Raw genomic sequence first — 25,378 nt, 5'->3', positions numbered from 1 at the left:
AGGACCTGGCTTTACATGACCGATCTGACCCGCCCCACCTTCCACGGCTTCGAGCAGCTGCCGCTGCGCGAGTACGCCGAACGCGCTTATCTCGACTATTCGATGTACGTGGTGCTCGACCGCGCCCTGCCGTTCCTGGGTGACGGCCTGAAGCCGGTGCAGCGGCGCATCATCTTCGCGATGAGCGAGCTGGGCCTGAATGCCGCTGCCAAGCCGAAGAAATCTGCGCGCACCGTGGGTGATGTGATCGGTAAGTACCATCCGCACGGCGACAGCGCCTGCTACGAAGCACTGGTGCTGATGGCGCAGCCGTTCTCGTATCGCTACCCGCTGATCGAGGGCCAGGGCAACTTCGGCTCCACCGACGACCCCAAGTCGTTCGCGGCGATGCGCTACACCGAATCCAAGCTGACCCCGATCGCCGAGGTACTGCTGGGCGAAATCGGCCAGGGCACCACCGATTGGGCGCCCAACTTCGACGGAACCTTGGAAGAGCCGACCTGGCTGCCGGCGCGCCTGCCGCACCTGCTGCTCAACGGCACCACCGGCATCGCGGTGGGCATGGCCACCGACGTGCCGCCGCATAACCTCAACGAGATCGTCAGCGCGCTGCTGCGCCTGCTCGACAACCCCGATGCCACGGTCGCCGAGCTGTGCGAACACGTGCTCGGCCCGGACTACCCGACCACCGCCGAGATCATCACCCCGGCGGCCGATCTGCGCGCAATCTACGAGACCGGCCACGGCAGCGTGCGCGCACGCGCCACCTACAAGAAAGAACACGCCAACATCGTCATCGATGCGTTGCCGTACCAGGTCTCGCCGTCCAAGGTGATCGAACAGATCGCCCAGCAGATGCGCGCCAAGAAGCTGCCATGGCTGGAAGACATCCGCGACGAGTCCGACCACACCAGCCCGGTGCGGGTGGTGCTGGTGCCCCGCTCCAACCGTGTCGATGCCGAGCAGCTGATGGGGCACCTGTTCGTCACCACCGACCTTGAGCGCAGCTACCGCGTCAATCTCAACGTGATCGGCCTGGATGGCCGCCCGCAGGTCAAGAACCTCAGGCATTTGCTGAGCGAGTGGCTGAGCTTCCGCAGCGACACAGTCACCCGCCGCCTCAACCATCGCCTGCAGAAGGTCGAGCGCCGCCTGCACCTGTTGGAAGGCTTGCTGATCGCCTTCCTCAACCTGGACGAAGTGATTCGCATCGTCCGCAGCGAGGACGAACCCAAGCCGGTGTTGATCGCGCGCTTCGCGCTCAGCGAGGAACAGGCCGAATACATCCTGGAAACCAAGCTGCGCCAGCTGGCGCGCCTGGAAGAAATGAAGATCCGGGGCGAGCAGGAAGCGCTGGCCAAGGAACGCGCGCAGATCCTGGCCATCCTGGAAAGCAAGACCAAGCTGAAGAAGTTGATCAAGGACGAGCTGACCGCCGACGCCAAGAAGTTTGGCGACGCACGCCGCTCGCCGCTGGTGCAGCGTGGCGCCGCGCAGGCGATCGACGAAACCGAGATGGTCGCCAGCGAACCGATGACCGTGGTGCTGTCGGAGAAGGGCTGGGTACGCGCGGCCAAGGGCCACGAGGTGGACCCGGCCGGCATGTCCTACCGCGAAGGCGACAGCCTGCTGGCGGCGGTGCGCAGCCGCAGCACCCATCAGGTGGCGTTCCTGGATTCGGAAGGCCGCGCCTATTCGACCGCGGTGCATACCCTGCCCTCGGCACGCGGCAATGGCGAACCGTTGACCGGACGTTTCTCGCCGGCCTCGGGCGCGGCGTTCCAGGCCATGGCCAGCGCCGACAACGCCACCCGCTTCGTGCTGGCGTCATCGCACGGCTATGGCTTCGTCACCCGCTTCGAAAACCTCACCGGCCGCAACAAGGCCGGCAAGGCGATGCTCAACCTGACCACCGGCGCGCATGTGCTGACGCCTGCGCAGGTGACCAATCCGCAGAGCGACCGCATCGTCGCTGTCACCAGTGCCGGCAATCTGCTGGCGGTGACCGCCAGCGATGTGCCCGAGCTGGACAAGGGCAAAGGCAACAAGATCATCGACATCCCCAAGGCCAAGCTCGGCACCGAGCGCGTGGTCGCGGTGGTGGCGGTGGCTCCGGGCAATACGCTGCTGGTGCGCAGCGGCGCACGCACCATGAGCCTGTCGTTCAAGGATCTGGATAGCTATGTGGGCGCGCGTGCGAGTCGCGGTGCATTGTTGCCGCGAGGGTGGCAAAAGGTGGACGGGCTGGAAGTGCAGTAACGGCTGTTCACCGACGTGGCGCGCAGCGGCGCGTTCGACGCTGCCGCTGCCTCGATTTACTGAGGCGCGGCAAAAGGTGGACGGGCTGGAAGTGCAGTAACGGTGATTCGCTGACGCACCGCGCGATGGCGCGTTTGCCGTGCGGTTTTGAGCGACCCACAAAACTACCGCCAGCTGGACGCTGCCGGCATTACGGCATCGTGCCCTCGGCCAGGTTGGCTTGCAACGGCGAGGCTACGCTAGGCTCAAGCTCTGCATCGCCTTGAGAGGTAATCGAACGGTGCGGATGCGTCGGCTGTAGAGCGAGAGACTGCGGCCTTGCTGCGGGGCCCTTGCCCGCCCACCCTCGCTGGACACGCCGCAAGTACGTCCCTGTAGGCTCTTACGCGACGGTGGGCGGACAAGGACCGGTCGAGATGGTCGGTATGGGTGGTTGCGAGCGCGGCGTGCGTGGTTGTGCGCAGTGCATGTCGCGCGGCGGTGCGGTGTGAGCGGCTCCTTTCGATCTGCAGTGTCAGTGCCATTGGCTGCATCACGGCACTCGTCAACGCAAACCAACAAGACAACATCATGGACACAGATTTCTGGCTGCAGCGTTGGCAGAACGGTCAGACCGGCTTCCATCAGGACCAGGTGATGCCGTTGCTGCAAAAGCACTGGCCGGCGTTGCAGCTGCCGAAGGCTGCCCGCGTGCTGGTGCCGTTATGCGGCAAGACGCTGGACCTGCACTGGTTGGCCGCACAAGGCCATCGCGTGCTGGGCGTGGAGATATCGCCGCTGGCGGTGACGCAATTCTTCGCTGATGCCGGCCTGCAACCGCAGCGCCACAGCAGCCGCGCGGGCGAGCACTTTATCGCCGGCCCGATCGAAATCATCTGCGGCGACGCGTTTGCACTGGAGCCAAGCGTGCTGGCCGATTGCAGCGCCGTCTACGACCGCGCCGCATTGATCGCCCTGCCGGCCGGCTTGCGCCAGCAGTATCTGCACACCACGTACGCGCGCCTGCCTGCGGGATGCCGCGGGCTGTTGATCACCCTGGAATATCCGCAGGCCGAAAAGGCCGGGCCGCCGTTTTCGGTGGACGCTGCCGCGGTGCACGCACTGTTCGACACGCAATGGCGGGTGCAGCCACTGGAACGCCGCGACATCCTCGATCAGGAGCCGCGCTTCCGTGCCGATGGCGTTACTGCCCTGTCGACCGGCGTCTATCGTCTGCAACGCAACTGACGGTCACGGGCGAACTTTGTCATCGACGATCGCTGCCGCCGCCCCAGTCGGGCACAGCAGGCGTTGCACAGCTAGCGCCGCGCGAGCCGCTCAGGACCGCGCGGCGTTGCGCCACGCGCTGGTTCGCACAACAGCGCAAGGCGCCGAGCAACACCGCCGCAGACCGCCGGCAGCTGACGCAGACCACGCAGCAAGGCGATGCCCCGCGCGGCACCTGCCGATTCCAAATCTGTGCTGCGCACACTCAGCGGCTACGCAGCGCCCAGTCACCGGGCTCAGCCGGCGACGTGGCCCTTGTCGATCTTCGAGGTCTGGTACAGCTCCAGGCCGATCCGCTTGATCAGGCCCAACTGCTGCTCCAGCCACCAGGCGTGGTCTTCTTCGGTGTCCTGCAGCTGCTTGAGCAGGATGTCGCGGCTGACGTAATCGCCGTGTTCTTCGCACAGCTTCATGCCGGCGGCGAGATTGGCGCGCACTTCGTATTCCACCACCAGATCGCGCTCGAGCATCTCCACCACGGTCTTGCCTGGCGCAAACTCGGCCGGCCGCATGTCCGGGTCGCCTTCCAGGAACAGGATGCGCCGCAGCAGCGCATCGGCGTGCTCGGTCTCCTCTTCCATTTCGTGGTTGATGCGCTCGTACAGCGCCATCAGGCCCTGGTCCTCGTAACGGCGCGAGTGCAGGAAATACTGGTCGCGTGCCGCCAGTTCGCCGCGCAGCAGCTGCTTGAGGTAGTCGACGACTTCGGGATGGCCTTTCATGATGTGCTCCAGCGACGCAATGCGCGCATGGTGCCCTAAGCCGCGGCGCAATGATCTAATCGGAATCACTTTCAGTTGCGCTTGCGGCCAGACCCGCCATGGTCATGAGCGGCCGCCACACTGTGACCGAACTCAAGGACTCGACAATGCGCAAATGGCTGGGCCGGCTGCTGCTGGCAATCGTGGTGTTGATCGTGGCGGCCGTGCTGGCCGTGTATCTGCTGATGCGTGGCAGCCTGCCGCAGCTGGATGGCAACAGCGCATTGCAGGGCCTGGCGGCACCGGTCAGCGTGCAACGCGACCGGCGTGGTGTGGTCACCATCGATGCGGCCAGCCAGGTCGATGCCATGCGCGCACTCGGCTATGTGCACGCGCAGGAGCGCTACTTCGAGATGGACCTGATGCGCCGCGCACCGGCCGGCGAGTTGTCCGAGCTGTTCGGCGCCGCAGCGCTGGACCTGGACAAACGCAATCGCGTGCACCGGCTGCGCGCCCGCGTGCATGCCAGCCTGGATGTCGCCGCCGGCAGCCAGCGCGCCGCGCTGCAGGCCTATACCGAGGGCGTCAATGCCGGGCTGGCTGCACTGCGCGTGCGCCCTTGGCCGTACCTGTTGCTGCGGCAGACACCGCGCGCGTGGACGCTGGACGACTCCATCCTCACCGGCATGGCGATGTATGCCGACCTGCAGGACAACGACAACCAGACCGAACTGGCAGCCGCCCGCATCCGTGCGGTGGTGCCGGCGGCGCTGGCGGCATTGCTCGACCATCAAGGCTCCAGCTGGGATGCGCCGCTGTTCGGCCCCGCGCAAGGCGACGCCGTGCTGCCCGACGCCGCCACGCTGGATCTGCGCCGCCTGCCGCATGCAGCCGCCACCGCAGGCGCCGAGTCGCCGACGCCGGGCAGCAACAACTTCGCCGTGGACGGCAGCCTCACCAGCGACGGCCGCGCCATCGTCGCCGACGACATGCACCTGGGCCTGCGCGCGCCCAACATCTGGTTCCGCGCACGCCTGCGTTACCCGGACACCAGTGCGCCCGACGGCAAGGTGGACGTCACCGGTTTCACCCTGCCCGGCTTGCCGGCGGTGGTGGTCGGCAGCAACGGGCATGTGGCCTGGGCCTTTACCAACAGCTACATCGACACCGCCGACTTTGCGCGGATTGCGCCGGCCACGCCGGGTCATCCGCAAGTACTCACCACCCATGTCGAGACCATTCGCGTGGCCGGCGCCGCGCCGGTGCGTTTTGCGGTGCGCGAGAGCGCCTGGGGCCCGGTCCTGCACGACAACGCCGATGGCAGCCTGCTCGCGCTACGCTGGGCCGCGCAGCTGCCCGGCGCGATCCGGCTGGACTTTGCGCAGATGAGTACGGCGGCCGACGTGCAGGCCGCCTTTGCAGTGGCCGATCGCTCGGGCATTCCGGCACAGAACCTGTTGCTGGCCGATCGCAGCGGGCGCATCGCCTGGCGGTTGATCGGTGCGCGCCCGGTGCGCAACGCCGGCTGTGGCCCGAGCGGCATCGCCGAACTGGCAAGCTCGGCGCAGGGTGCGGACGCGGCATCGCCTTCGGTTGCGGCATCGGCGCAGGGCGGCTGCCTGCCCTGGCCGGTGCGCAGCGACGCTGCCCCCGCCCTGATCGATCCTCCGTCGCACCGGCTCTGGACCGCCAACAGCCGCGTCGTCGATGCGCAGCAGTTGGCCACGCTCGGCAATGCCGGCTACGACCTGGGTGCGCGTGCGCAGCAGATCCGCGACGACTTGTTCGCCAGGCAGCGTTTCAACGAGCTGGACCTGCTCGCCATCCAGCTCGACGATCGCGCCGTGCTGCTCACGCGGTGGTGGCAGTTGTTGCGCAGCGTGGTCGAGCACAGCAAGGACCCGGCCTTGCAGCAGATCGAAGCCGCCACCCGGCAGTGGGACGGGCACGCATCCACCCGCTCGACCAGCTACCGCATCGTGCGCGGCTTTCGCGGCATGACCATCGACGCAGTGGAAGCCGGCCTGCTGGCGCCGGCAAAAGCCGCCCTTGGCAAGGACTTCCTGCCGCCGCGTCGCGCGCAGCTGGAAGGCATCGTCTGGCCGTTGCTGCAGCAGCGCCCGGCGCATCTGCTGCCGCCCGCCTACGCGAACTGGGATCAGCTGCTTGCCGCGGCTGCACGCAATGCGCAGACCGATCTCGCTGCGCAGGACGGCGCCTTGAGCGAACGCACCTGGGGCGAACGCAACACCGCCGCCATCTGCCACCCGATCGCCCGGGCATTGCCTGCGCTCGCCAAGCGCTGGCTGTGCATGCCGCCCGACCAACTGCCAGGCGATCGCGACATGCCGCGCGTGCAAGGCCCGGCCTTCGGTGCCTCCGAACGCATGGTGGTGTCGCCCGGCCACGAACAGGACGGCATCGTGCACATGCCGGGCGGCCAGAGCGGACACCCGTTGTCGCCGTTCTGGGGCGCAGGGCACGACGATTGGGTACACGGCCGGCCAACCCCATTCCTGCCGACCGCAACCCGCTACACGCTGCAATTGCAGCCGAAATAGGCGTGGTCATTGCTGTCTCGTCTGTCGACACAGGTTTCGACAGTCGTTGGGGGCTGGACGAACGCAAAATCGGTGTCTGCGTTCTGCCGATCGCACCCCGCACCTCGCACCTCGCACATCTATATACCCAAGTATCCGCAGCCACGCCCACCCACCGATCTGCCCAATCAAGCGAGCACAACATGCTAAGATGCATTTGATAACCATTCCCATTAGTAACCAATGCGCCCCACGCTCCTTGTCACCGCGCTCGCCGCTGTCTTGGCGTCACCCTCGCCCCGCGCCTTCGCCCAACAACACACCAGCACCCCGGCAACCGTCACCGACCTCGATGGCGTCGACGTCGTCGGCCGTGCGCAGACGCTGTACAAATCCGACGACGCCGCGGTGGCCACACGCACCGATACGCCGTTGTCGCTGGTGCCGCAGTCGGTGCAGGTGCTGCCGCGCGAACTGATCGACGACCAGGCCGCGCGCCAGATCACCGATCTGTATCGCAGCATCAGCGGCATCAGTTTCTTCAGCTATGCCGGCGTCACCCTGCGCGGATTCCGCCAGGAGAACGTGCTGTACGACGGATTGCGTGGCGATCCGTATGCCGGCTTCTCGGTGCCGCAGCTGTTCAATATCGAACGCGTGGAAGTGCTCAAGGGCCCGGCCGGTGCGTTGTACGGCGGCGGCGAACCCGGTGGCGTCATCAATTACGTCACCCGCAAGCCCGGCCATCAGGCCGCGCGTCGGGTCGAGCTGCAGGTGGGCAATCAATCCTTTGGGGCGGCCTCGTTCGAGGCCACCGGGCCGGCACGCGAAGACGGGCGCATTCGCTACCGCATCGGCGCCTATGCCGATGGCGAGGATGGCTTTCGCCGCAACACCGATAGCCAGAGCCAGATCGGCGATGCGTCGGTGGCGTTCGACATCGGCCAGACCGGCGAGCTCACGCTGCAGTACACCGACATCACCCAGAACCTGGGCGGCAATCGCCTGCGCGGCGTGCCGGTGGACGACGACGGCAACTTCCTCACCGACCGTCGCTGGAACCACAACGAGCCCACCGATTTCCTCGACATGCGCGCCAAGGTGGCGTTCGCGCAATATCGTTTTGCGCCATCGGATGCGTGGGATGTGGACATGGCGATGCGCTGGTTCAAGAACGACGAGCATCAGATCTATCACGAGCCGATGGGCCTGATCGACCGCGATGGCGACGGCACCGCCGAATGGATGACGCGGCAGCTGCGCAACCAGTTCCGCGACAACGATGCGATCTCCAGCAACGTCAACGCGGTGTTCCGCACCCGCATCGGCGCGATCGAGCACAAGCTGCTGATGGGCGCGGACTACTATCGGCTGGATGCGGATTTCCGCGCGCAGACCGCCAACACCGCAGACACCGGCCGCGTGCGTGGGCCGGTGCCGGGCATCGACCTGTTCAACCCGGTGTATGGCCGCAGCGGCTTCTACGACTACGGCCTGGGCAGCCTGCCCTGGCGCGCCACCAGTACCCGCAGCCAGCGCTATGGGGCGTATCTGCAGGACGAACTCACGCTGACGCCGCGCTGGTTTGCGATGGCCGGACTGCGTTGGGATGGCTTCAAGGACGACAACCGTCTGGACGGCTCGCGCGTCACCGGCAACGATCTCAGCTGGCGTGTGGGCAGCACCTTCGTGCTGCGCGATGGCATCAACGCGTACGCGAGTTATGCCAGCGGCTTCCTGCCGCAGGATGCGGCCAATCAGGACAGCAGCGTCGGCGGGCCGTTCGATCCCGAACGCAGCACGCAGTGGGAAGTGGGCCTGAAGACCGCGCTCAACGATGGCGGGCTGACGCTCAACACCGCGCTGTATCGCATCGAACGCAGCAATATCGTGCAGGCCAACGGCAGTATCGTCGATGGCGTCAATCAGCTCTCCGCGCTCGGCCTGGTACGCAGCGAAGGCCTGGAGGTGGATCTGCTGGCCGACCTCACCGAACGCTGGGTGCTCAACCTGACGTACGCCTACAACGATGCACGCGTGCTCGATGCCGGCACCAACGGCATCACCAATGCGTCCGGCGACCGCTTCGCCAATGCACCGCGCAACACCTTCGGTCTGTGGACGCGCTACGACCTGCCGGCCTGGAATTCGGCAATTGCCTTCGGTGCCGACTACGTGGGCGAGCGGGTCAGCCTGGAAGGCCAGCGCGTCAAGCCGTACGCCATCTTCGACATCAGCTGGCAGACGCAGTGGGATGCCTGGAAACTGCAGGTCAACGTCAAGAACCTGTTCGACAAGGTCTACGCCGCCAGCGGGTTCACCGAACGCACCGGGCACTTTCCTGGCGAACCGCGCCGTATCTACGCGCAGCTGGCCTACAGTTTTTAAGCGGGGCGAACGGGCGCCTGCCCGAGCCTTGAGCAATGCTGCAACTGTGACGCTGGTCGGCCAAAGCGGCCACTGCACGCACAGTTGCGGCCCTGACCAAGGCAGTGCAATGAACCTGCGCCGAATCAGGCAGGCCGGAATCAGCCAGACTTTAACGTCCGGTGGGACACACTAGAGGCCGTCGCGATCTGCAGCGTATTTGCGCACGATCGCCCTCCTCCCCCCACTGACCGGAATCCGCATGCCTCAGCTTGCCCGCTCCGTTTCCGCCCTGTTGCCCCTGCTCGTTGCCACTGCCTGCTCGGCAGCGCCGCCCGCCAAATCCGGCCCGCCGGATGCGCCGGTCGCCGCCTGTACCGCCAAGCTGCGCCCCGGGCAGGATCTGCAGAAAGCCATCGACAAGCTCCCGCAAGGCGATGCGCCTGCGGTGCTGTGCCTGGAAAAAGGCGAATTTCCGCTCAATGGGCTGGTCTCGATCCACCGCGGCAATCTCGTCTTGCGCGGCAAGGGCCCGACCACGGTACTGCGCATGGCCGATGGCGTGCAGCAACCGGCGCTGGTGGTCGGCGACTACGAAAACCAGCAGCCGACCGGCGTGATCCGCAATGTCAGCATCGAAGACATGCAGATCGTCGCCAGCACCGGCGACAAGGAATTCATGCCCGAGCGTCCGTACCTGAGCAATAGCGCGGTGGTGGTGCGTTCCGGCCAGGGCATCCGGCTGGCCGGCCTGCAGGTCAACAAGTGCCGCAGCGCCTGCCTGCTGAGCGAGTACGACACCCGCGAGATCACCATCGAAAACAACGATGTGTCCGGCGCGATCTGGGACGGCGTGTCGTTCAACCGCACCGCCAAGGTCACCATGGTCAACAACTACATCCACGACAACGTGGCTGCAGGCCTGACCACCGAGCATCTGGAAGACAGCGAGATCCGCAACAACCGCTTCGAGCGCAACGGCAGCCAGGGCATCTATCTGTCCGACGCGCGCCGCAACCGCTTCAGCAACAATCAGTTCGACGGCAACAAGGTCGCCGGCGTGTTCCTGGCCTGCGCCATCCGCTATCGCACACCGGAAATACTGTGCTGGGACAACAGCATGAGCCAGGACAACGTGTTCGAGAACAACAGCTTCTCCAATACGCCGTTCACCTACACCATCGGTGTGGACCGCGCTGCCAACTGCACGGCGGCCGACTTCAAGCCGAATCTGTGGCGCAACAACCAGGCCGACGTGGCAGGCGTGGATATCGAGCCACAACGCTACGGATACTGCGTGCGCCACGAGTGATCGCAGCAGCGGCCGGCAGCGCGTGAGCGCATGCCGGCCGCTGGAGTTTCAACTTCGATGCAGCAGCGTTACGACGCCAAGGCCTGTTCGTGCACGCCGGCAATCGCACGGCCGGATGGGTCGGCCATCGCGGCGAAGCTGGCATCCCAGGCGATCGCGGTCGGCGACGAACACGCGATCGACTTGCCGCCCGGCACCGTCTCCGCAGCCGCCTGGCTGGGAAAGAACTGCTCGAACAGCGTGCGATAGAAATAGGCTTCCTTGGTCTGCGGCGGATTGACCGGAAAGCGCTTGGAGGCGGCAGCCAGTTCGCGGTCGCTGACATGCGCGGCGGCGTGCGCCTTGAGTCCATCGATCCAGCCATAGCCCACACCATCGCTGAACTGCTCTTTCTGCCGCCACAGGATCGATTCGGGCAGATAGCCGGCAAACGCTTCGCGCAACACGCCCTTTTCCATCCGCGTGGCGCCGCTGCTGGTCTTGTCGATCATCTTGAAACTGGCGTCCATGCGCATGGCCACGTCCAGGAACTCGCGATCCAGGAACGGCACGCGTGGCTCCACGCCCCAGGCCATCATCGACTTGTTGGCGCGCAGGCAATCGTAGCTGTTGAGTGCATCCAGTTTGCGTACCAGTTCCTCGTGGAATTCGCGTGCGTTGGGTGCCTTGTGGAAATACAGGTAGCCGCCGAAGATTTCGTCGCTGCCTTCGCCCGACAGCACCATCTTCACGCCCATCGCCTTGATGCGTCGCGCCAGCAGGAACATCGGCGTGGACGCGCGAATGGTGGTGACGTCATAGGTCTCGATGTGGCGGATGACCTCCGGCAGCGCATCCAAGCCCTCCTCGAAGCTGTACTCGAAGCCGTGATGCACGGTTCCCAGTGCGGCGGCGGCGACTTCGGCGGCGGCCAAGTCCGGCGAGCCTTTCAAGCCGATCGCGAACGAATGCAGGCGTGGCCACCAGGCTTCGGTGGTGTCGTTCTCCTCGATGCGATGGCGTGCATAGCGTGCCGCCACCGCCGCGACCAGCGACGAATCCAGCCCGCCGGACAGCAGCACGCCGTACGGCACATCGGTCATCAACTGACGGTGCACTGCGCGCTCGAAGGCCTCGCGCAACTCCTGCAACTGCACCTGCACGCCTTCCACCTCGGCGTATTCGCGCCAGGAGCGCTCGTAATAGCGACTCAGCGCACCGGTGGCGCTGTCGTACCAGTGGCCGGGCGGAAACTGCGCCGCATCGGCGCAATCGTCCACCAGCGACTTCAGTTCCGAGGCCACCCGCAGCCGGCCTTCGCGGTCATGGCCCCAGTACAGCGGCACCACGCCGATCGGGTCGCGCGCGATGAGCACCCGCCCGGCCGCCTTGTCCCATAGCGCGAACGCAAAGATGCCATTGAGGCGGTTGAGGTAGGAGGCCGGCGCATCCTCGCGGTACAGCGCATTGATCACCTCGCAATCGGAGCCGGTCTGGAAGGCGTATGCCTGCACCAGCTCCTGCTTGAGCTCGCGATGGTTGTAAATCTCGCCATTCACCGCGAGCGCAAGCGCGCCATCTTCTGACAACAAGGGCTGCGAGCCGCCAGCCGGATCGACGATGGCCAGCCGCTCGTGCACCAGGATCGCACCGGCGTCGACATAGACGCCGCTCCAGTCCGGGCCGCGGTGACGCTGCCGCTGCGAACATTCCAGCGCCTGCCGGCGCAATACCTGCAGATCGTCACCGGGTTGCAGGCCGAAAATACCGAAGATGGAACACATGGAAACACTCCTGGATGAAACTGCGGGGGTTGGCGGCCGGTGGAAGAGCGTGCTGCACGAGAATGACACCCATAAAAAAACCCGCATCGGCCGATGCGGGTTCTCTGATTCCTGGGCGTTTGGTTTTACTTCGCCTAGTCGCAGACCCGCATCGGCCGCGCACGATTGTTCGCGCGCAGAGTGTTGCGGTTGGCGTTATTGAGGTTGGCGAGCTGGAAGACCATGTGACCGACGCTAACCGTTCGTTTTCGATGGCGCAACTGTTTCAGCGGCAACGACGGCGGCAACTGCTCCGTCAATCGACCAGCAGCCGCTCGATCAGCGTGCGATACAACGCCGGCAGCGCTTCCAGATCGGCCACGCGCACATGCTCGTCGACCTGATGGATGCTGGCGTTGACCGGGCCGACCTCGATGCATTGCGCGCCCAGCGGCGCGATGAAGCGGGCATCGGAGGTGCCGCCGCCGGTGCTTTCTTCCGGCGGTGCGCCGGCGAACTGGCCCAGCACCTCGCGTGCGACGCTGCGCAGGCGGCCTTCCGGGGTGTAGAACGGCTCGCCGCTGCGATGCCAGCGCAGCGCATAGTCCAGCCCGTGGCGATCCAGCAATGCGGTGATTTCCGCTTCCAGCCGCGGCGCATCCCACAGCGGGGTGTAGCGCAGATTGAAGGCCACCTGCAGCTCGCCCGGAATCACGTTATTGGCGCCGGTGCCGGCATGGATGTTCGACACCTGCAGGCTGGTCGGCGGAAAACTTTCGAAGCCCTCGTCCCACTGCCGCGCCACCAGCTCGGCCAAGGCCGGCGCGGCCAGATGGATCGGATTGCGCGCTTTATGCGGATACGCCACGTGCCCCTGCACGCCTTTCACCGTCAGCGTGCCGGACAGACTGCCGCGGCGGCCCACGCGCAGCAGGTCGCCCAGCCGTTCGGTGGACGACGGCTCGCCAGTGATGCACCAGTCGATCGCCTGCCCGCGCGCACGGAAAAGCTCGGCCACGCGCCGCACGCCGTCGATGGCATCGCCTTCTTCATCGGAGGTCAGCAACACCGCCAGCGTGCCGGCATGCTGCGGATGGGCGGCGACGAACTGTTCGGCAGCGATCGCGAAGGCGGCCACGCTGCCCTTCATGTCGGCCGTGCCGCGTCCGTACAGCACACCATCGCGGATCTGCGGATCAAACGGATCGCTGGTCCAGGCCTCGCGCGGCCCCGGCGGCACCACATCGGTGTGGCCAAGCAGCACCAGCACCGGCGCACCGCTGCCATGCGTGGCCCACAGATTGTCGACCTGGCCCAGGCGCAGATGCTCGCAAGCGAATCCGGCAGCCTCCAGGCGCTGTGCAAGCAGCACCTGGCAGCCGGCGTCGTCCGGTGTGACCGAGGCACGTGCGATCAGCTCGCAGGTCAGTTGCAGTACGTCGCTGGTCATGTTCGTCCTTCCGGTAAAGATGCAGCTGGGCCGCGGGCATCAGCAGCTCGCCTGCCGTCCACGCGCCCGCCCCGCACAGGCCTGTGCCAACCGATGGCGCGGTGGCGCCATCAGGCGATGTTGAAGCGTGCCTTGAACCCGTTGTCGGAGAAGCCCTGGCTGAGCGCGCCATCGTCGCTCACCACCACCGGGCGGCGGATCAATTGCGGGTATTCGCGCAGCAGCAGCTTCCATTCGGCGTCCGAACCCGGCGTCTTCTTGTTGTCGGGCAACTGGCGCCAGGTGGTCGAGGACTTGTTGATCAAGGCCTCGAATCCGCCGGCCTTGCCGGCCCAATCCAGCAACGTCTCCGGCGTGGGCGTGTGCTCGCGATAATCGACGAAGCTGTAGGCCACGCCGAAGCGGTCCAGCCACTTGGTCGCCTTCTTGCAAGTGTCGCAGTTCTTCAATCCGTAGAGCGTGGTCATGTCGTCGCCTTTTCGACTCCGCGGCGCGCGTTTGCACGCGCCAACAGGGTGGTTACCAGTTGATCGTGTTCCTGCCCGTGTGCGGGCAGGAACACTACATCGGCGCGTGTGCCGTGGAATTTCAGCGCCATCCGCCGCGGCGGGATCAGCGATGCCGCATCGACCGAGCGCAACTCGGCCAGGTCCACACGCTGCGATCGTCCCTGCTGCACGATCTCCAGCGCATCGCCCGCATCGCGGACCTGCGCCCAACGGGAGGATGCCCATGCCAGACGCAGGGTCATCAGCACCACCAGCACAGGCGCCAGCCACCGCAGGACCTCCAGCTGCTGCGGCACGCCATCGCGCGCCAGCGAGCCGGCCACGTAGAGCGCTACCCATCCCAACCACAGGGCCGGGATGCCCCAACGGACCCAGCCACTGAGCGGACGCGACAGCATGGTGCCGCGCGCAGGCTGCGCAGTGCTCAATCGGCCAGGCCGCGCAGCAGCTCGTTGACGCTGGTCTTGCTGCGCGTCTTGGCATCCACCTGCTTGACGATCACCGCGCAATACAGCGAGTGCGAGCCATCTTTCGACGGCAGCTGGCCGGACACCACCACGCTGTAAGGCGGCACGTAGCCATAGGAAATCTCGCCGGTGGCGCGGTTGTAGATGCGCGTGCTCTGGCTGATGAACACGCCCATGCCGATCACGCTGTGGTGCCCGATGACCACGCCTTCGACCACTTCCGACCGCGCACCGATGAAGCAATGATCCTCGATGATGGTCGGGCTGGCCTGCAGCGGTTCGAGCACGCCGCCGATGCCGGCGCCGCCGGACAGATGGCAGTGCGCGCCGATCTGCGCACACGACCCCACCGTGGCCCAGGTATCGACCATGGTGCCTTCGCCCACATACGCGCCGATATTGGTGAAGCTCGGCATCAGCACTACGTCCTTGCCGAAATAGCTGCCGCGCCGCGCCACCGCACCCGGCACCACGCGCACGCCGGCCTTGCGGAACTCGGCTTCGCCGAAGCCGGCAAAACGCGACTCCACCTTGTCCCAGAACGGTGCCGGCTGCGCGTCGATCACGGCCATCTCGTTGACCCGGAAATACAGCAGTACGGCCTTCTTCAACCACTCGTTGACGCTCCAGCCGCCCTGACCGTCCGGCTCGGCGACGCGGAACTCGCCGCTTTCCAGGCCGTCGATGACGCGGGCGACGATGGCACGGGTGGAGCCGTCGATCTCGTCGACGGTCAGGCTGGCGCGGCGCTCGAAGGCGCTTTCGATGCCGAACTTGAGTTCGTCAGTACCCACCGGCGTTGCAGCGCCGCGCACGGTCTTTTCGGCGATCGGCAGTTTCTTCGCGGCTGCAGCCTTCTTGGCGGCCGGTGCGGACACCACGCTGGCCGGCTGCTTGGCCACGCGCGGGGCCGCACTGGTCGCCGGCTTGGTGGCGCTTTTCCTGGTCACCTGCTTGGTAACGCTTTTGCTGGCGGCCACGGGCTTAGCAGCCGCCGTGGTGGCCTTGCGCTTGTCGACGGCCGGCGCCTGGGGCGCCTTGCCGCTCTTGCTCGGCGCGCGCTTGGGCGCTGCGCCGGTGGGGGTCGCGCCCTGCTTGCGCGCGGTCTTCTTGCTGGTGGCCATGGGGGGTCTCCGAACGGACTACTCAGGTGGGATCGAGGCAGGCGCACAGCGCATCGCGCAGCGCCTGCCGGGCGGATTCGGGCAACGGGCGGTCGTGCTCGTCGGTGATCTGGAACTGGTCTTCGGCGCGCTCGCCGAAGGTGGCGATGCGCGCATCGTGCACACGCAGGTGTTGCAGGCGCAGCACATTGGCCACATCGGCCAGCAGGCCGGGGCGATCGGGCGCGACCAGACTGATGCGGGTGCGGCGGCCACCGGCGCTTTCGCTGAACTCCACGCGCGGCGCAAAGCGGAAGTGGCGCAGCTGGCGCGGCACCGCACGCCGCGAGGGCCGCACCTTGTGCAGGTCGCCGGCCAGCACCTGGCGCAAGGCCGCTGCCAGGCGCTGCGGGTCGCCATCGGCGGAACTGTCCTGCGGCAGCACCTCGAACACGTCGAAGATCGCATCGTGCGGCGCATCCAGCACGCGGGCGCGATGGATGCCATACCCCTTGCGATCCAGCGTGGCGACGATCGCGGAGAACAAACCGTCGCGATCGGGCGAATACACGAACACTTCCAGCGCATCGTTATCCGGCACCGCGCGCCGCGCCTTGACCAGGGTCTGGCCGATCTGCACCTCGATCAGCGACACCGCCTGCCAGGCCAGTTGCTCGGGACGGAAGCGCAGGAAGTTTTCATCCGGCATGCCGGCGAACTGGCGGTCGATGGTGGCATCGTCGTGGCCTTGCGCCTGCATCAGCGCGCGGGCGGACTCGCGCGCTTCGCGCAGGCGCTCTTCGCGCGGCGGCGGATGCTCCAGGCCCTCGCGCAGCGCGCGCCGCGCGGCGAAATACAGGTCGGCCAGCAGCCGGTCCTTCCACGCGTTCCACAGCTTGGGACTGGTGCCGGCGATATCGGCGCAGGTCAGCAGATACAGGTAATCCAGGCGCTCGCGCGTGCCGACCAGGGTGGCGAAACGGTGGATCACCTCCGGGTCGGAGATGTCCTGCTTCTGCGCGGTGACCGACATGCGCAGATGCTGCTCGACCAGCCAGGCCACCAGCGCGGTATCGCCTTCGCTGAGCCGATGCGCCTGGCAGAACGCGCGCGCATCCACCGCGCCCAGCTCGGAATGATCGCCGCCGCGGCCCTTGGCGATGTCGTGAAACAGGCCGGCCAGCAGCAGCAATTCCGGCTTGCGCAGGCGCGGCCAGACTTCATGGGTGATCGAAAAACGCTCGTCGGCGCGACCGGCGGCAAACAGCGAGATGTTCCGCAGCACCATCAAGGTGTGCTGGTCCACCGTGTAGACATGGAACAGATCGAACTGCATGCGCCCGGACACGCTGGCGAACGCCGGAATCCACTGGCCCAGCACGCCCAAACGCGCCATGCGGTTGAGCGACTCCACCGCCCGCGGGCCGCGCAGCAGCGCCATGAAGCGGTCGCGCGCGGTCGCATCGGCGACGTCGTAGGCCGGCAACTCGCGCAGCACCTCGGCCAGCGCGCGCGCCGTCAGCGAATGCAGCCCGCGTACCTCGCGATGCGCCGCCCATTGCGCGAACAGCGCAAAGACCTGCAGCACGTCGCCGGCCGGCCAGTCCTCTGCATCCGCAGCCAGATAGCCGCGGCGCAGACTGAAGCCCTCCCCGAGCGGCTCCGGCACCGCCTCGCCGTCGAACTGTTCTTCGAAACGCTGCAGCAAGCGGTCGCTGATGCGGCGGATCAATGCAGCGCTGCGGTAGAAGCGCTGCATCATCTTTTCCACGCCCAGGCTTTCCGGGTCGTCGGCAAAGCCCAGCCGCTCGGCAAGCGTCTTCTGGTAATCGAACCCCAACCGCTCTTCCGGCCGGTTGGCCACCAGGTGCAGGCCGAAGCGCAAGCGCGCCAGCTCCTCGCGCTCGCGCCGCAGCGCTACGGCCTCGTCGAAACCGACATGGCCGAGCCCGACCAGGGCCTCCAGATCCTTGACCCCGAACGCGCGCAGCGCCATCCAGCCCAGCGTCTGCAGATCGCGCAGGCCGCCGGGGCCGTCCTTGATGTCCGGCTCCAGATTGTCGGCGGTATCGCCGAAGCGCTGATGCCGCGCCAGCAGCTCTTCGCGCTTGGCCTGAAAGAATTCGCGCGCCGGCCACACCTGTTGCGGCGAGATCGCTGCCGCCAGCGCGGCGCGCGCCTGGCTGCCGGCCACCAGCGGGCGCGACTCGATCAAGGCGGTCAGCACCGTCTGATCGGCCGCCGCGGCGGTGCACTGCGCCGGCGAGCGCACCGCGTGGCTGATCGGCAGGCCCACATCCCACAGCAAGGCGAACAGCCGCGCCAGGGCCTGCTCGTGCTGTTGCTGCATGCCGGTCTCGCCCAGTACCAGCACATCCACATCCGAGCGCGGGAACAGTTCGCCGCGCCCATAGCCACCCACGGCATGCAACGACAGCCCGGCATCGGCCGGAATGCAGCGCGTCCACGCATTGCGCATCAATTGATCGACCGCGCGGGCGCGCAAGGCCACCAGGCGCTCGATCGGCTCGCCCTGGTCGAAGCGCTTGCACAGGCGCATGTCGGCATGCACCAGCAGCGGGCGCGCTTGCGCGGCCCACTCGGCATCGCCGGCGACACCCGGGTCGGGTCGGTCCGCCGGCGTGGCCGTCATACCGGAGCGGGAGCGTTCGGCGACAGCGTCAGCACATCCACGCCGTCTTCGGTCACCGCGACCATGTGTTCCCACTGCGCGGACAACTTGCGGTCCTTGGTCACCACGGTCCAGCCGTCCGGCAGGGTCTTATGGTGGTAGGTGCCTTCGTTGATCATCGGTTCGATGGTGAAGGTCATGCCGGGCTTGAGCACCAGGCCTTCGCCGGGGCGGCCGTAATGCATTACCTGCGGCTCGTCGTGGTAGACCTTGCCGATGCCATGGCCGCAGTAATCGCGCACCACGCTGAAGCGCTCGGCTTCGGCAAATTTCTGGATCGCGTGGCCGACATCGCCCAGCGTTGCACCCGGCTTGACCGCACGGATGCCGCGCCACATCGCCTCGTAGGTGGTTTCCACCAGCCGCTTGGCCATCACCGACGGCGTGCCGACGTAATACATGCGGCTGGTGTCGCCATGCCAGCCGTCCTTGATGACGGTGACGTCGATATTGACGATGTCGCCGTCCTTCAGGACCTTGGCCGCGCTCGGGATGCCGTGACAGATCACGTTGTTGACCGAGGTGCACACGCTCTTGGGAAAGCCGCGGTAGCCGACGTTGGCAGGAATGGTGCCCTGCACGTTGACGATGTGGTCATGGCAGATGCGGTCCAGCTCGGCCGTGGTCACGCCCGCCTGCACGTACGGCGCCACGACATCGAGCACTTCGGCGGCCAGACGGCCGGCGACGCGCATCAGTTCGATTTCTTCTTTGGTTTTCAGATTGACGCTCATGGCAGCGATTATCGCCGATTCGGGCTGAATCTGAACGACCCGCGCCGTTGTTTTTCATGCCGCAGCCGATCAAGCGCCCAGACGGACCGGGCAGCAGGAATCTGGCGGCACCGCGCATTCATGTGTGACGCACTACCGCGCGCGTCAAAAACTCAATGAACGGGGTCATCCGAGAGACATCGCAATTTCGGGAAAACTCTGAGGATAAACAGCGAGATAGCCAAATCATTCAGGGTAATCTTTGGCACAGCTGATGCATTGGAGGCAGGGCGACGAGTCGTCGCGTCACCAATGACCAGACCGGTCAAGGAAATGTCCATGCGTACTGTCCGCCCTGTCCTGCTGTCCCTCGGCCTGCTCTCGACCATTGGCGTTGCCACCGCAGCAGATACCACCACATTCAACGTCAAGATCGCCGTCACCAAGGCCTGCACCATCACCGCTGCCTCGGCGACGGACGTCGACTTCGGCTCGGTGTTGTCCACCTCCACCGCCAATGCCGACGCCAACGGCAGCGTGACCGCGCAATGCACCGCACTGACGCCGTACAACATTGCGTTGAGCGCGGGCAGCAATGCCGGCACCGCCAACGACGTCACCACCCGCCGCATGAAGAACACCGATGCGCTGGTCACCACCAACAACTTCATCGCCTACCAGCTGTACCAGGATCTGGGCCGCAGCACGGTATGGGGCAGCACCACCGGCACCAATACGCTGAGCCGCACCGCCACCGGCATCAACCAGGTCTATCCGGTCTACGGCCGCGTGACCAACCCGTCGGCCAACAATCCCGCGACCGGTACCTACCAAGACACCATCACCGCCACGATCGTCTACTGAGCGCGCGCATGCCACTGCACCACCGCCTGTCGTACCGGATGCCGGCCTGGCTGGTCACGGCCGGATTGAGCCTGATGCTGGCGCTTGGCAGCGGCGTGCCGTTGCAGCCGGCCCATGCGGCCAGCCTGCAGCTGGCGCCGACCTCGCTGACGCTGAGCGCACAGCAGTCCGCCGACGGGCTCTGGCTGAGCAACAGCGGCAGCGCGCCGGTGCAGGTGCAGACCCGCGCCTATCGCTGGACCCAGCGTGACGGCAAGGATCAACTCGACCCCACCCAGGAACTGCTGGTCAGCCCGCCGATGCGCACGCTGGCCGCCGGCGAGCGCCAGCTGATTCGGGTGATTCGCGCCGGGCCCGCGCCGACCGGCGAGGAAGCCTGCTACCGCATCATCGTCGACGAATTGCCCAACGCCGATGCGGATCGCAAGGGCATGCAGTTCGTGTTGCGCTACTCGGTGCCGATCTTCCTGCTGCCGCCGGGCAAGACCGAATCCACCCCGACCCTGAGCACGCAGGTGATTGCCGGCAGCGACGGCAATGCGCAGATCCAGATCAGCAACACCGGCAATGGGCACGCCCAGGTCGCCGACCTGCAGCATCGGGTCGATGGCACGACCAAGACGGCATTGAACGGGCTGGTGGGTTATGTCCTGCCCGGCCAGACCATGCGCTGGTCGCTGGGGGCACCGCTGGCCCAGTTCGGCCGCGGCACCATCATCGCAAGGATCAATGGTGAGGCGGACGAACGCACCTTGTTGGCCGCGCCAGCAGCGCCGTGATGCGGGCCGGCTGGCGATGACGCTGCTTGCGGCCGCCACCTGCCTGGCACACGCCGCCTCCGGCGATCTGGCCGACATGGCGCCACTGTCCGATCAGGCGCCGCAGAACGTGGCGGCCCTGCCGCAGACGCTGTACCTGGATGTCAGCCTCAACCAGGCCGAGCGCGGCCTGGCACCGTTCGAACTGGTGGACGGCCACCTGCGCGGCTCCGTCGACACGCTGCGCAAGCTGGGTTTCCTCCTGGCCGACCGCCCCGCCAGCGAGCTGGTCGATCTGGATCGCCTGCCCGATGTGGAGGTGCGCTACGACGCTGCGCTGCAACGGCTTGCGTTGCAGGTGCCGCTGGCGCAGCTGTCGCTCTCCACCACGGTACTCAAGGCCGAACAGGTCTCACCGCCCAGCGCCACTGCCTCGCCGGGCATGCTGCTCAATTACGACTTCTATGCCACGCGCAATGCCGGGGCCAGCAGCGTGTCGCTGGCCACCGAAGTGCGCGGCTTCGGCATCGGCCGCGGCATGGTCGACACCACCGCGGTGTTCCTGGCCTACGACCGCCCGCAGGACCAGCGCTGGCGCAGCGAAGCGGTGCGTCTGGACAGCGCCTGGCAGATGGATTTCCCCGACAGCGCCACCAGCCTGACGGTCGGCGATTTCTACAGCGGCTTTGTCGACTGGAGCCGCTCGATCCGCCTGGGCGGGATACAGATCGGCCGCAATTACGCCCTGCAGCCGTACCGCGTGCTCACCCCCACACCAAGCTTCCTGGGCGAGGCGGTGGTGCCGTCGACGGTGGAGCTCTACGTCGATGGGCTGCGCCAGTACAGCGGCCAGGTGCCGGCCGGCCCGTTCCAGCTGGCCGCGCAACCCGGCATCAGCGGCACCGGGCAGGCGCAGATCGTGGTGACCGATGCGTTCGGCCAGGTGCGCCGGCTGGACTTCGCGTTCTATGGCACGCCGCAACTGCTGGCGCGCGGCATTTCCGAATGGTCGGCCGGCATCGGCCATCTGCGCCAGGACTACGGCGTGCGCTCGTTTTCCTACGAGTCGCGCACGGTCGCCAGCGCCACGCTGCGCAAGGGCCTGCGCGATGACTTCACCATCGAAGCGCATACCGAGGCCGGCGGCGGCGTGGTCAATGCCGGTGCCGGCGGCGTGTGGCTGCTCGGCGCGGGCGGCGTGGTCAACGCGGCCTACGCGCATAGCCGGATGGATGCGCTGCGCGGCGGCCAGTACGTGCTGGGGTATGCCTGGAACAACCGTCGCTTCAACTTCACTGTCGGCACCCAGCGCACCCACGGCGACTATCGCGACCTGGGCGCGCTGCAGGGCGCGTTGCCGGCGCGCATCAGCGACCGCGCGGTGTTCGGCGTCAACGTCAATCCGATCGGCTCGCTGGGCACCAGCTATGTGCGGCTGAGCTACCCGCAAGGCGACACCTCGCGGTATGCGAGCCTGTTCTGGTCGCGCAGTTTCGGGCGCAACTGGGCGGCCAATCTGTCCGGCAACCAGAACCTGGATGTGCGCAGCGACCGCAGCCTGTACCTGTCGCTGTCGACCACGTTCGGCGAGTTGCGCCAGGCCAGCGCCTCGATGCAGCGCAACGGCAACCGCACCGGGTTCGTGGCCGATCTGAGCCAGCCGCTGCCCGGCGACGGCGACCTGGGCGGGATCGGTTGGCGCCTGCAGGGGCGTGCCGGCGACGATGCCAACGGCGGCCTGGCCGAGCTGGGGTGGTTGAACCGCATCGGCCGCTACAACTTCGGCGTCGCCAACCAGGATGGCGCCAACTTCGGCTATGCCAGCGCCAGCGGCAGCCTGGTGTGGATGAATGGCCGCGGCTTTGCCGCGCGCGATATCCAGGATGCCTTTGCGGTGGTCTCCACCGACGGCCAGCCCGGCATTCCGGTGCGGCTGGAGAATCGCCTGATCGGCGTCACCGATGCGCGCGGGATGCTGCTGGTCACCCCGCTGCAGTCGTGGCAGCGCAACCAGTTGTCCATCGACACCCTGAACCTGCCGGCGGACCTGCGCGTGGACCGCGTCGATACCGCGGTGACACCGCGCCAGCAGTCCGGGGTGGCGGTGCGCTTCGGCATCACCCGGGTGCGCGCGGCCATGATCGTGCTGCACGACGCCCAGGGCGTGCCGTTGCCGGTCGGCAGCGTGGTGCAACGCGAGGGCAACGCCGAACGCGTGGTGGTCGGCTACGACGGCGAAACCTATCTGGACAATCTGCAGATCAACAACCGCATCCTGGTGGAGCTGCCGGATGGCCGCTGCAGCGCGCGCTTCACCTACCCGATCAACCCCGGCGGCATCCCGCGGGTCGGCCCGCTGCCCTGCGTTCTCGAGCAGCAAACCCCATGAGCCTGCCCGCACTGTGGCGCCTGGTCGTTGCGCTGGCGATCGCAACGTTGTGGCTTGCCCCCTGCCAGGGCGCGCACGCGGACACCACCTGCAGCGTCACCCTCGGTACCCCGCTGGCGTTCGGCAACGTGGCGGCCAACGGCACCACCGATGCGGTGGCAACGCTCAACGTCTCCTGCGCGACCGCAGCGCTCAGCGTGCTCGGCTATGCCCAGGTGAGTCTGTGCCTGGACCTCGGGCCGGGCAGCGCCAGCAACGGGCTGTACGCGCCACGCCGCATGCTCAACCCCACCAGCGACAGCCTGGACTTCCAGATCTACAGCGAGGCCACGCGGACCCAGGTCTGGGGCGCCACCGGGTCGACGACACCCTCGCCGCGCCTGGTGACACTGTCCTACGGCGTTCCGGTGGTCACCGGCGGCTCGCAGACGGCCAGCATTACCCTGTACGGGCGCATTCCGGCCAACCAGACGCTGTCGGTCGGCAACCACAGCAGCAGCTTCGGCGGTGCCGACACCGTGCTGCGCTACTCCTACAACGAAAGCGTCATCGGTATGCCGCCGGCGCCGAGCAGTTGCACGGCCGGCGGCAGCGGTGCCAAGACCGCCAGCAACGCCTTTCCGTTCACGGCCTCGGCCAACGTGCCGGCACGCTGCAGTACCTACGTCACCACCGACCTGGATTTCGGCAGCATCGCCGGCACCATCGATACCGCCATCGACCGCACCTCCACCATCAGCCTGTCATGCACCAACCGCACTGCCTGGAATATCGGGCTGGGCGATGGCATCAATGCCGCCGGCAACGTCCGGCGCATGCGCCACGCCAGCAGTGCCAACTACATCGCCTATGAACTGTATCGGGACGCCGGCCGCGGCAACCGCTGGGGCACCAGCATCGGCGTCGATACGCTCAGCGGCACCGGCAACGGAGTCGCGCAGACGGTGACCGTCTATGGCCGCGCGCCGGCACCGCAACAGCCCATCGCGGGTGCCTACAACGACACGGTGACCGTCTCGATCACTTACTGACAGTTAATAAAGTTCGCATTGGGGGCGTCGCTATTTGTTACGTCTCCAATGCAAACGATTGCCTTCATGACGCTGGTCACTTTGTTGAAGCGCCTGACGCTGGTCGCCCTCGTCTGCAGCGCGAGCTCTACCGCGGCCAACGCGGCCACCGCTCCGGGCCCGGAAAACTTCACCCTGCACATCGGCCTGCGTCTGCTCAGCGGCTGCGAACTGCGCACTGCGCCGCCGCGCGCCAGCTGCTCCAGGGGCACGCCGATGGCGATCGCCCCGCCGGCCGGCAGCGCCGACACCCCAACCGCCGCCAGCACCGGGCAGGATGCCAGCGCACTCGCCGGGCCAACGCCTGCCGGCAACGCGCCCATCACCACGATCGCGTTCTGACCATGGCCGCGTCCCGCTCCTGTCGCGGCCTGCTGGCACTGACACTCGCCGGCCTTGCCATCGGTGGCAGCGCCGTTGCCGCCGAGATCGCCATCGCCCCGACCACCGCCCGCATTCCCGCCGACAGCGACCAGACCACCGTCTGGCTCTACAACCAGGCAGCCCTGCCATGGCGCGCCGAAGCCAAACTCTACCGCTGGCGCCAGGATGGCGACCGCGAACTGCTTGAACCGGCCACCGCCGCCACCGTCAGCCCGGCGCAATTCGAAATTCCTCCGCAAGGCCGGCAATTGCTGCGGGTGATCCGCCTGGGCCCCAGCCCGGTGCAGAGCGAAGACAGCTACCGCCTGGTAGTGACCCAGCATGCCTCCGGTAGCGACACCGCACTGCTGCGTTATTCCACGCCGGTGTTCGCCCTGCCAAGCCAGCCCGGCGACCTTCGCCCGCTGCTGCAGGCCAGCCTGTCCGGCCAGGGCAGCGGCCGCGCGCTGAAGGTCCATAACGCCGGGCTCGGCCATGCCAGGCTGGCCGACCTGGCCTACATCGATGCCGGCGGCACCCGCCGCAGCATCCGCGACGACCTTGCCGGCTATGTGCTTCCCGGCCAGACCCGCCAATGGTCGCTGCCCGCCAACGTGGCCGCCGGCAATGGCCGCTTCGTGGCGCGGATCAACAGCGATATCGAGACGACGCTGGCGCTGGAGCCGTGAGCTCTGGGGATTGGGAATTCGGGATTGGGGATTCGCAAGTGCTGGCGCTTTGACCATCCTGGACCGACAGCGAACAACTGCCGCGACACACGGCCCGCCAATCACGAATCCCGAATCCCTATTC

19 protein-coding genes are annotated in these 25,378 nt (G+C 66.7%); 11 read left to right on the top strand and 8 right to left on the bottom strand.

Going from position 1 to position 25,378, the window contains the following annotated elements; translation table 11 throughout:
- Nucleotides 1–15 precede the first annotated feature (15 nt).
- Both parC and AC1PLS_RS07265 read left to right on the top strand, forming a co-directional pair.
- Nucleotides 16–2,259 carry a DNA topoisomerase IV subunit A gene (gene parC / locus AC1PLS_RS07270; protein ID WP_184434045.1) on the top strand — a complete coding sequence of 748 codons (2,244 nt, stop codon included), beginning with the start codon at nt 16–18 and terminating at the stop codon, nt 2,257–2,259.
- A 570-nt stretch (nt 2,260–2,829) separates the two neighbouring features.
- The gene (locus AC1PLS_RS07265) at nt 2,830–3,486 is read left to right on the top strand and encodes a thiopurine S-methyltransferase (RefSeq protein WP_184434042.1); all 657 of its coding nucleotides are present in this window, start codon (nt 2,830–2,832) and stop codon (nt 3,484–3,486) included.
- Between the two features lie 275 nt (nt 3,487–3,761).
- Here the strand turns inward: AC1PLS_RS07265 and bfr are convergent, their stop codons facing one another.
- A complete protein-coding gene (bfr, locus tag AC1PLS_RS07260) occupies nt 3,762–4,247 on the bottom strand; it encodes a bacterioferritin (protein WP_039511630.1) in 486 nt (161 codons plus the stop codon).
- Nucleotides 4,248–4,393: 146 nt separating this feature from the next.
- Between bfr and AC1PLS_RS07255 the strand changes: the two genes are divergently transcribed.
- The 3 genes from AC1PLS_RS07255 (at nt 4,394) to hpaM (ending at nt 10,445) form a co-directional block, all read left to right on the top strand.
- Nucleotides 4,394–6,787 (top strand): penicillin acylase family protein, encoded by a 2,394-nt coding sequence (locus AC1PLS_RS07255; RefSeq protein ID WP_184434039.1) that lies wholly within the window; start codon nt 4,394–4,396, stop codon nt 6,785–6,787.
- 222 nt (nt 6,788–7,009) lie between these two features.
- Nucleotides 7,010–9,154, top strand: coding sequence for a TonB-dependent siderophore receptor (locus tag AC1PLS_RS07250; protein WP_184434036.1), 2,145 nt, complete (start codon nt 7,010–7,012; stop codon nt 9,152–9,154).
- A 241-nt stretch (nt 9,155–9,395) separates the two neighbouring features.
- A complete protein-coding gene (gene hpaM, locus AC1PLS_RS07245; RefSeq protein ID WP_065031783.1) occupies nt 9,396–10,445 on the top strand; it encodes a type III secretion-associated outer membrane-bound protein HpaM in 1,050 nt (349 codons plus the stop codon).
- Nucleotides 10,446–10,513: 68 nt separating this feature from the next.
- Here hpaM and asnB read toward each other — a convergent pair whose 3' ends face one another.
- The 7 genes from asnB to map all read right to left on the bottom strand — a co-directional run bounded on the left by asnB (nt 10,514) and on the right by map (nt 19,142).
- On the bottom strand, nt 10,514–12,208 hold the full coding sequence (gene asnB / locus AC1PLS_RS07240) for an asparagine synthase B (RefSeq protein ID WP_184434033.1): 1,695 nt from the start codon (nt 12,206–12,208) through the stop codon (nt 10,514–10,516).
- A 295-nt stretch (nt 12,209–12,503) separates the two neighbouring features.
- Entirely contained in the window at nt 12,504–13,637 is a 1,134-nt protein-coding gene (dapE, locus tag AC1PLS_RS07235; protein WP_184434030.1) for a succinyl-diaminopimelate desuccinylase, read from the bottom strand.
- Between the two features lie 110 nt (nt 13,638–13,747).
- Complete coding sequence (locus AC1PLS_RS07230) at nt 13,748–14,104, bottom strand: arsenate reductase (RefSeq protein ID WP_104608003.1); 357 nt, start codon at nt 14,102–14,104, stop codon at nt 13,748–13,750.
- A complete protein-coding gene (locus tag AC1PLS_RS07225) occupies nt 14,101–14,574 on the bottom strand; it encodes a hypothetical protein (protein WP_104608002.1) in 474 nt (157 codons plus the stop codon). The genes AC1PLS_RS07230 and AC1PLS_RS07225 overlap by 4 nt, the downstream gene beginning before the upstream one ends.
- The gene (gene dapD / locus AC1PLS_RS07220) at nt 14,571–15,737 is read right to left on the bottom strand and encodes a 2,3,4,5-tetrahydropyridine-2,6-dicarboxylate N-succinyltransferase (RefSeq protein WP_104608001.1); all 1,167 of its coding nucleotides are present in this window, start codon (nt 15,735–15,737) and stop codon (nt 14,571–14,573) included. The genes AC1PLS_RS07225 and dapD overlap by 4 nt, the downstream gene beginning before the upstream one ends.
- 22 nt (nt 15,738–15,759) lie before the next feature.
- Nucleotides 15,760–18,369 carry a [protein-PII] uridylyltransferase gene (locus AC1PLS_RS07215; protein WP_184434027.1) on the bottom strand — a complete coding sequence of 870 codons (2,610 nt, stop codon included), beginning with the start codon at nt 18,367–18,369 and terminating at the stop codon, nt 15,760–15,762.
- Entirely contained in the window at nt 18,366–19,142 is a 777-nt protein-coding gene (map, locus tag AC1PLS_RS07210; protein ID WP_039520326.1) for a type I methionyl aminopeptidase, read from the bottom strand. The genes AC1PLS_RS07215 and map overlap by 4 nt, the downstream gene beginning before the upstream one ends.
- Before the next feature lie 318 nt (nt 19,143–19,460).
- Here map and AC1PLS_RS07205 point away from each other — a divergent pair, with 318 nt between their 5' ends.
- The 6 genes from AC1PLS_RS07205 to AC1PLS_RS07180 are packed head-to-tail and all read left to right on the top strand — an operon-like array spanning nt 19,461 to nt 25,254.
- Nucleotides 19,461–19,985, top strand: a complete 525-nt coding sequence (locus AC1PLS_RS07205; RefSeq protein ID WP_039530071.1) for a Csu type fimbrial protein — start codon at nt 19,461–19,463, stop codon at nt 19,983–19,985.
- Between the two features lie 8 nt (nt 19,986–19,993).
- Nucleotides 19,994–20,764, top strand: coding sequence for a fimbrial biogenesis chaperone (locus AC1PLS_RS07200; RefSeq protein WP_104577344.1), 771 nt, complete (start codon nt 19,994–19,996; stop codon nt 20,762–20,764).
- 16 nt (nt 20,765–20,780) lie between these two features.
- Entirely contained in the window at nt 20,781–23,132 is a 2,352-nt protein-coding gene (locus AC1PLS_RS07195) for a fimbria/pilus outer membrane usher protein (protein ID WP_184434025.1), read from the top strand.
- The gene (locus AC1PLS_RS07190) at nt 23,129–24,163 is read left to right on the top strand and encodes a Csu type fimbrial protein (protein WP_054591607.1); all 1,035 of its coding nucleotides are present in this window, start codon (nt 23,129–23,131) and stop codon (nt 24,161–24,163) included. Before AC1PLS_RS07195 ends, AC1PLS_RS07190 begins: the two co-directional genes overlap by 4 nt.
- Before the next feature lie 48 nt (nt 24,164–24,211).
- Entirely contained in the window at nt 24,212–24,544 is a 333-nt protein-coding gene (locus tag AC1PLS_RS07185) for a hypothetical protein (protein WP_046342169.1), read from the top strand.
- 2 nt (nt 24,545–24,546) lie between these two features.
- A complete protein-coding gene (locus AC1PLS_RS07180) occupies nt 24,547–25,254 on the top strand; it encodes a fimbrial biogenesis chaperone (protein ID WP_046342168.1) in 708 nt (235 codons plus the stop codon).
- The last annotated feature ends 124 nt before the right edge of the window (nt 25,255–25,378 follow it).

It is taken from the genome of Xanthomonas sp. NCPPB 3218 (genome assembly GCF_056725185.1).
Note: the sequence above shows the minus strand (reverse complement) of the source record. Positions and strands in the feature narration are given on the sequence as shown.

Bases quoted from the DNA above. Each gene is read 5' to 3' on its own strand.
- dapE (WP_184434030.1), bottom strand. From the start codon at position 13,637: ATGACCAGCGACGTACTGCAACTGACCTGCGAGCTGATCGCACGTGCC.
- dapD (WP_104608001.1), bottom strand. From the start codon at position 15,737: ATGGCCACCAGCAAGAAGACCGCGCGCAAGCAGGGCGCGACCCCCACC.
- AC1PLS_RS07215 (WP_184434027.1), bottom strand. From the start codon at position 18,369: ATGACGGCCACGCCGGCGGACCGACCCGACCCGGGTGTCGCCGGCGAT.
- AC1PLS_RS07230 (WP_104608003.1), bottom strand. From the start codon at position 14,104: ATGACCACGCTCTACGGATTGAAGAACTGCGACACTTGCAAGAAGGCG.
- AC1PLS_RS07190 (WP_054591607.1), top strand. From the start codon at position 23,129: ATGAGCCTGCCCGCACTGTGGCGCCTGGTCGTTGCGCTGGCGATCGCA.
- AC1PLS_RS07200 (WP_104577344.1), top strand. From the start codon at position 19,994: ATGCCACTGCACCACCGCCTGTCGTACCGGATGCCGGCCTGGCTGGTC.
- AC1PLS_RS07255 (WP_184434039.1), top strand. From the start codon at position 4,394: ATGCGCAAATGGCTGGGCCGGCTGCTGCTGGCAATCGTGGTGTTGATC.
- asnB (WP_184434033.1), bottom strand. From the start codon at position 12,208: ATGTGTTCCATCTTCGGTATTTTCGGCCTGCAACCCGGTGACGATCTG.
- bfr (WP_039511630.1), bottom strand. From the start codon at position 4,247: ATGAAAGGCCATCCCGAAGTCGTCGACTACCTCAAGCAGCTGCTGCGC.
- AC1PLS_RS07180 (WP_046342168.1), top strand. From the start codon at position 24,547: ATGGCCGCGTCCCGCTCCTGTCGCGGCCTGCTGGCACTGACACTCGCC.
- AC1PLS_RS07195 (WP_184434025.1), top strand. From the start codon at position 20,781: ATGACGCTGCTTGCGGCCGCCACCTGCCTGGCACACGCCGCCTCCGGC.
- parC (WP_184434045.1), top strand. From the start codon at position 16: ATGACCGATCTGACCCGCCCCACCTTCCACGGCTTCGAGCAGCTGCCG.
- AC1PLS_RS07265 (WP_184434042.1), top strand. From the start codon at position 2,830: ATGGACACAGATTTCTGGCTGCAGCGTTGGCAGAACGGTCAGACCGGC.
- hpaM (WP_065031783.1), top strand. From the start codon at position 9,396: ATGCCTCAGCTTGCCCGCTCCGTTTCCGCCCTGTTGCCCCTGCTCGTT.
- map (WP_039520326.1), bottom strand. From the start codon at position 19,142: ATGAGCGTCAATCTGAAAACCAAAGAAGAAATCGAACTGATGCGCGTC.
- AC1PLS_RS07205 (WP_039530071.1), top strand. From the start codon at position 19,461: ATGCGTACTGTCCGCCCTGTCCTGCTGTCCCTCGGCCTGCTCTCGACC.
- AC1PLS_RS07185 (WP_046342169.1), top strand. From the start codon at position 24,212: ATGCAAACGATTGCCTTCATGACGCTGGTCACTTTGTTGAAGCGCCTG.
- AC1PLS_RS07250 (WP_184434036.1), top strand. From the start codon at position 7,010: ATGCGCCCCACGCTCCTTGTCACCGCGCTCGCCGCTGTCTTGGCGTCA.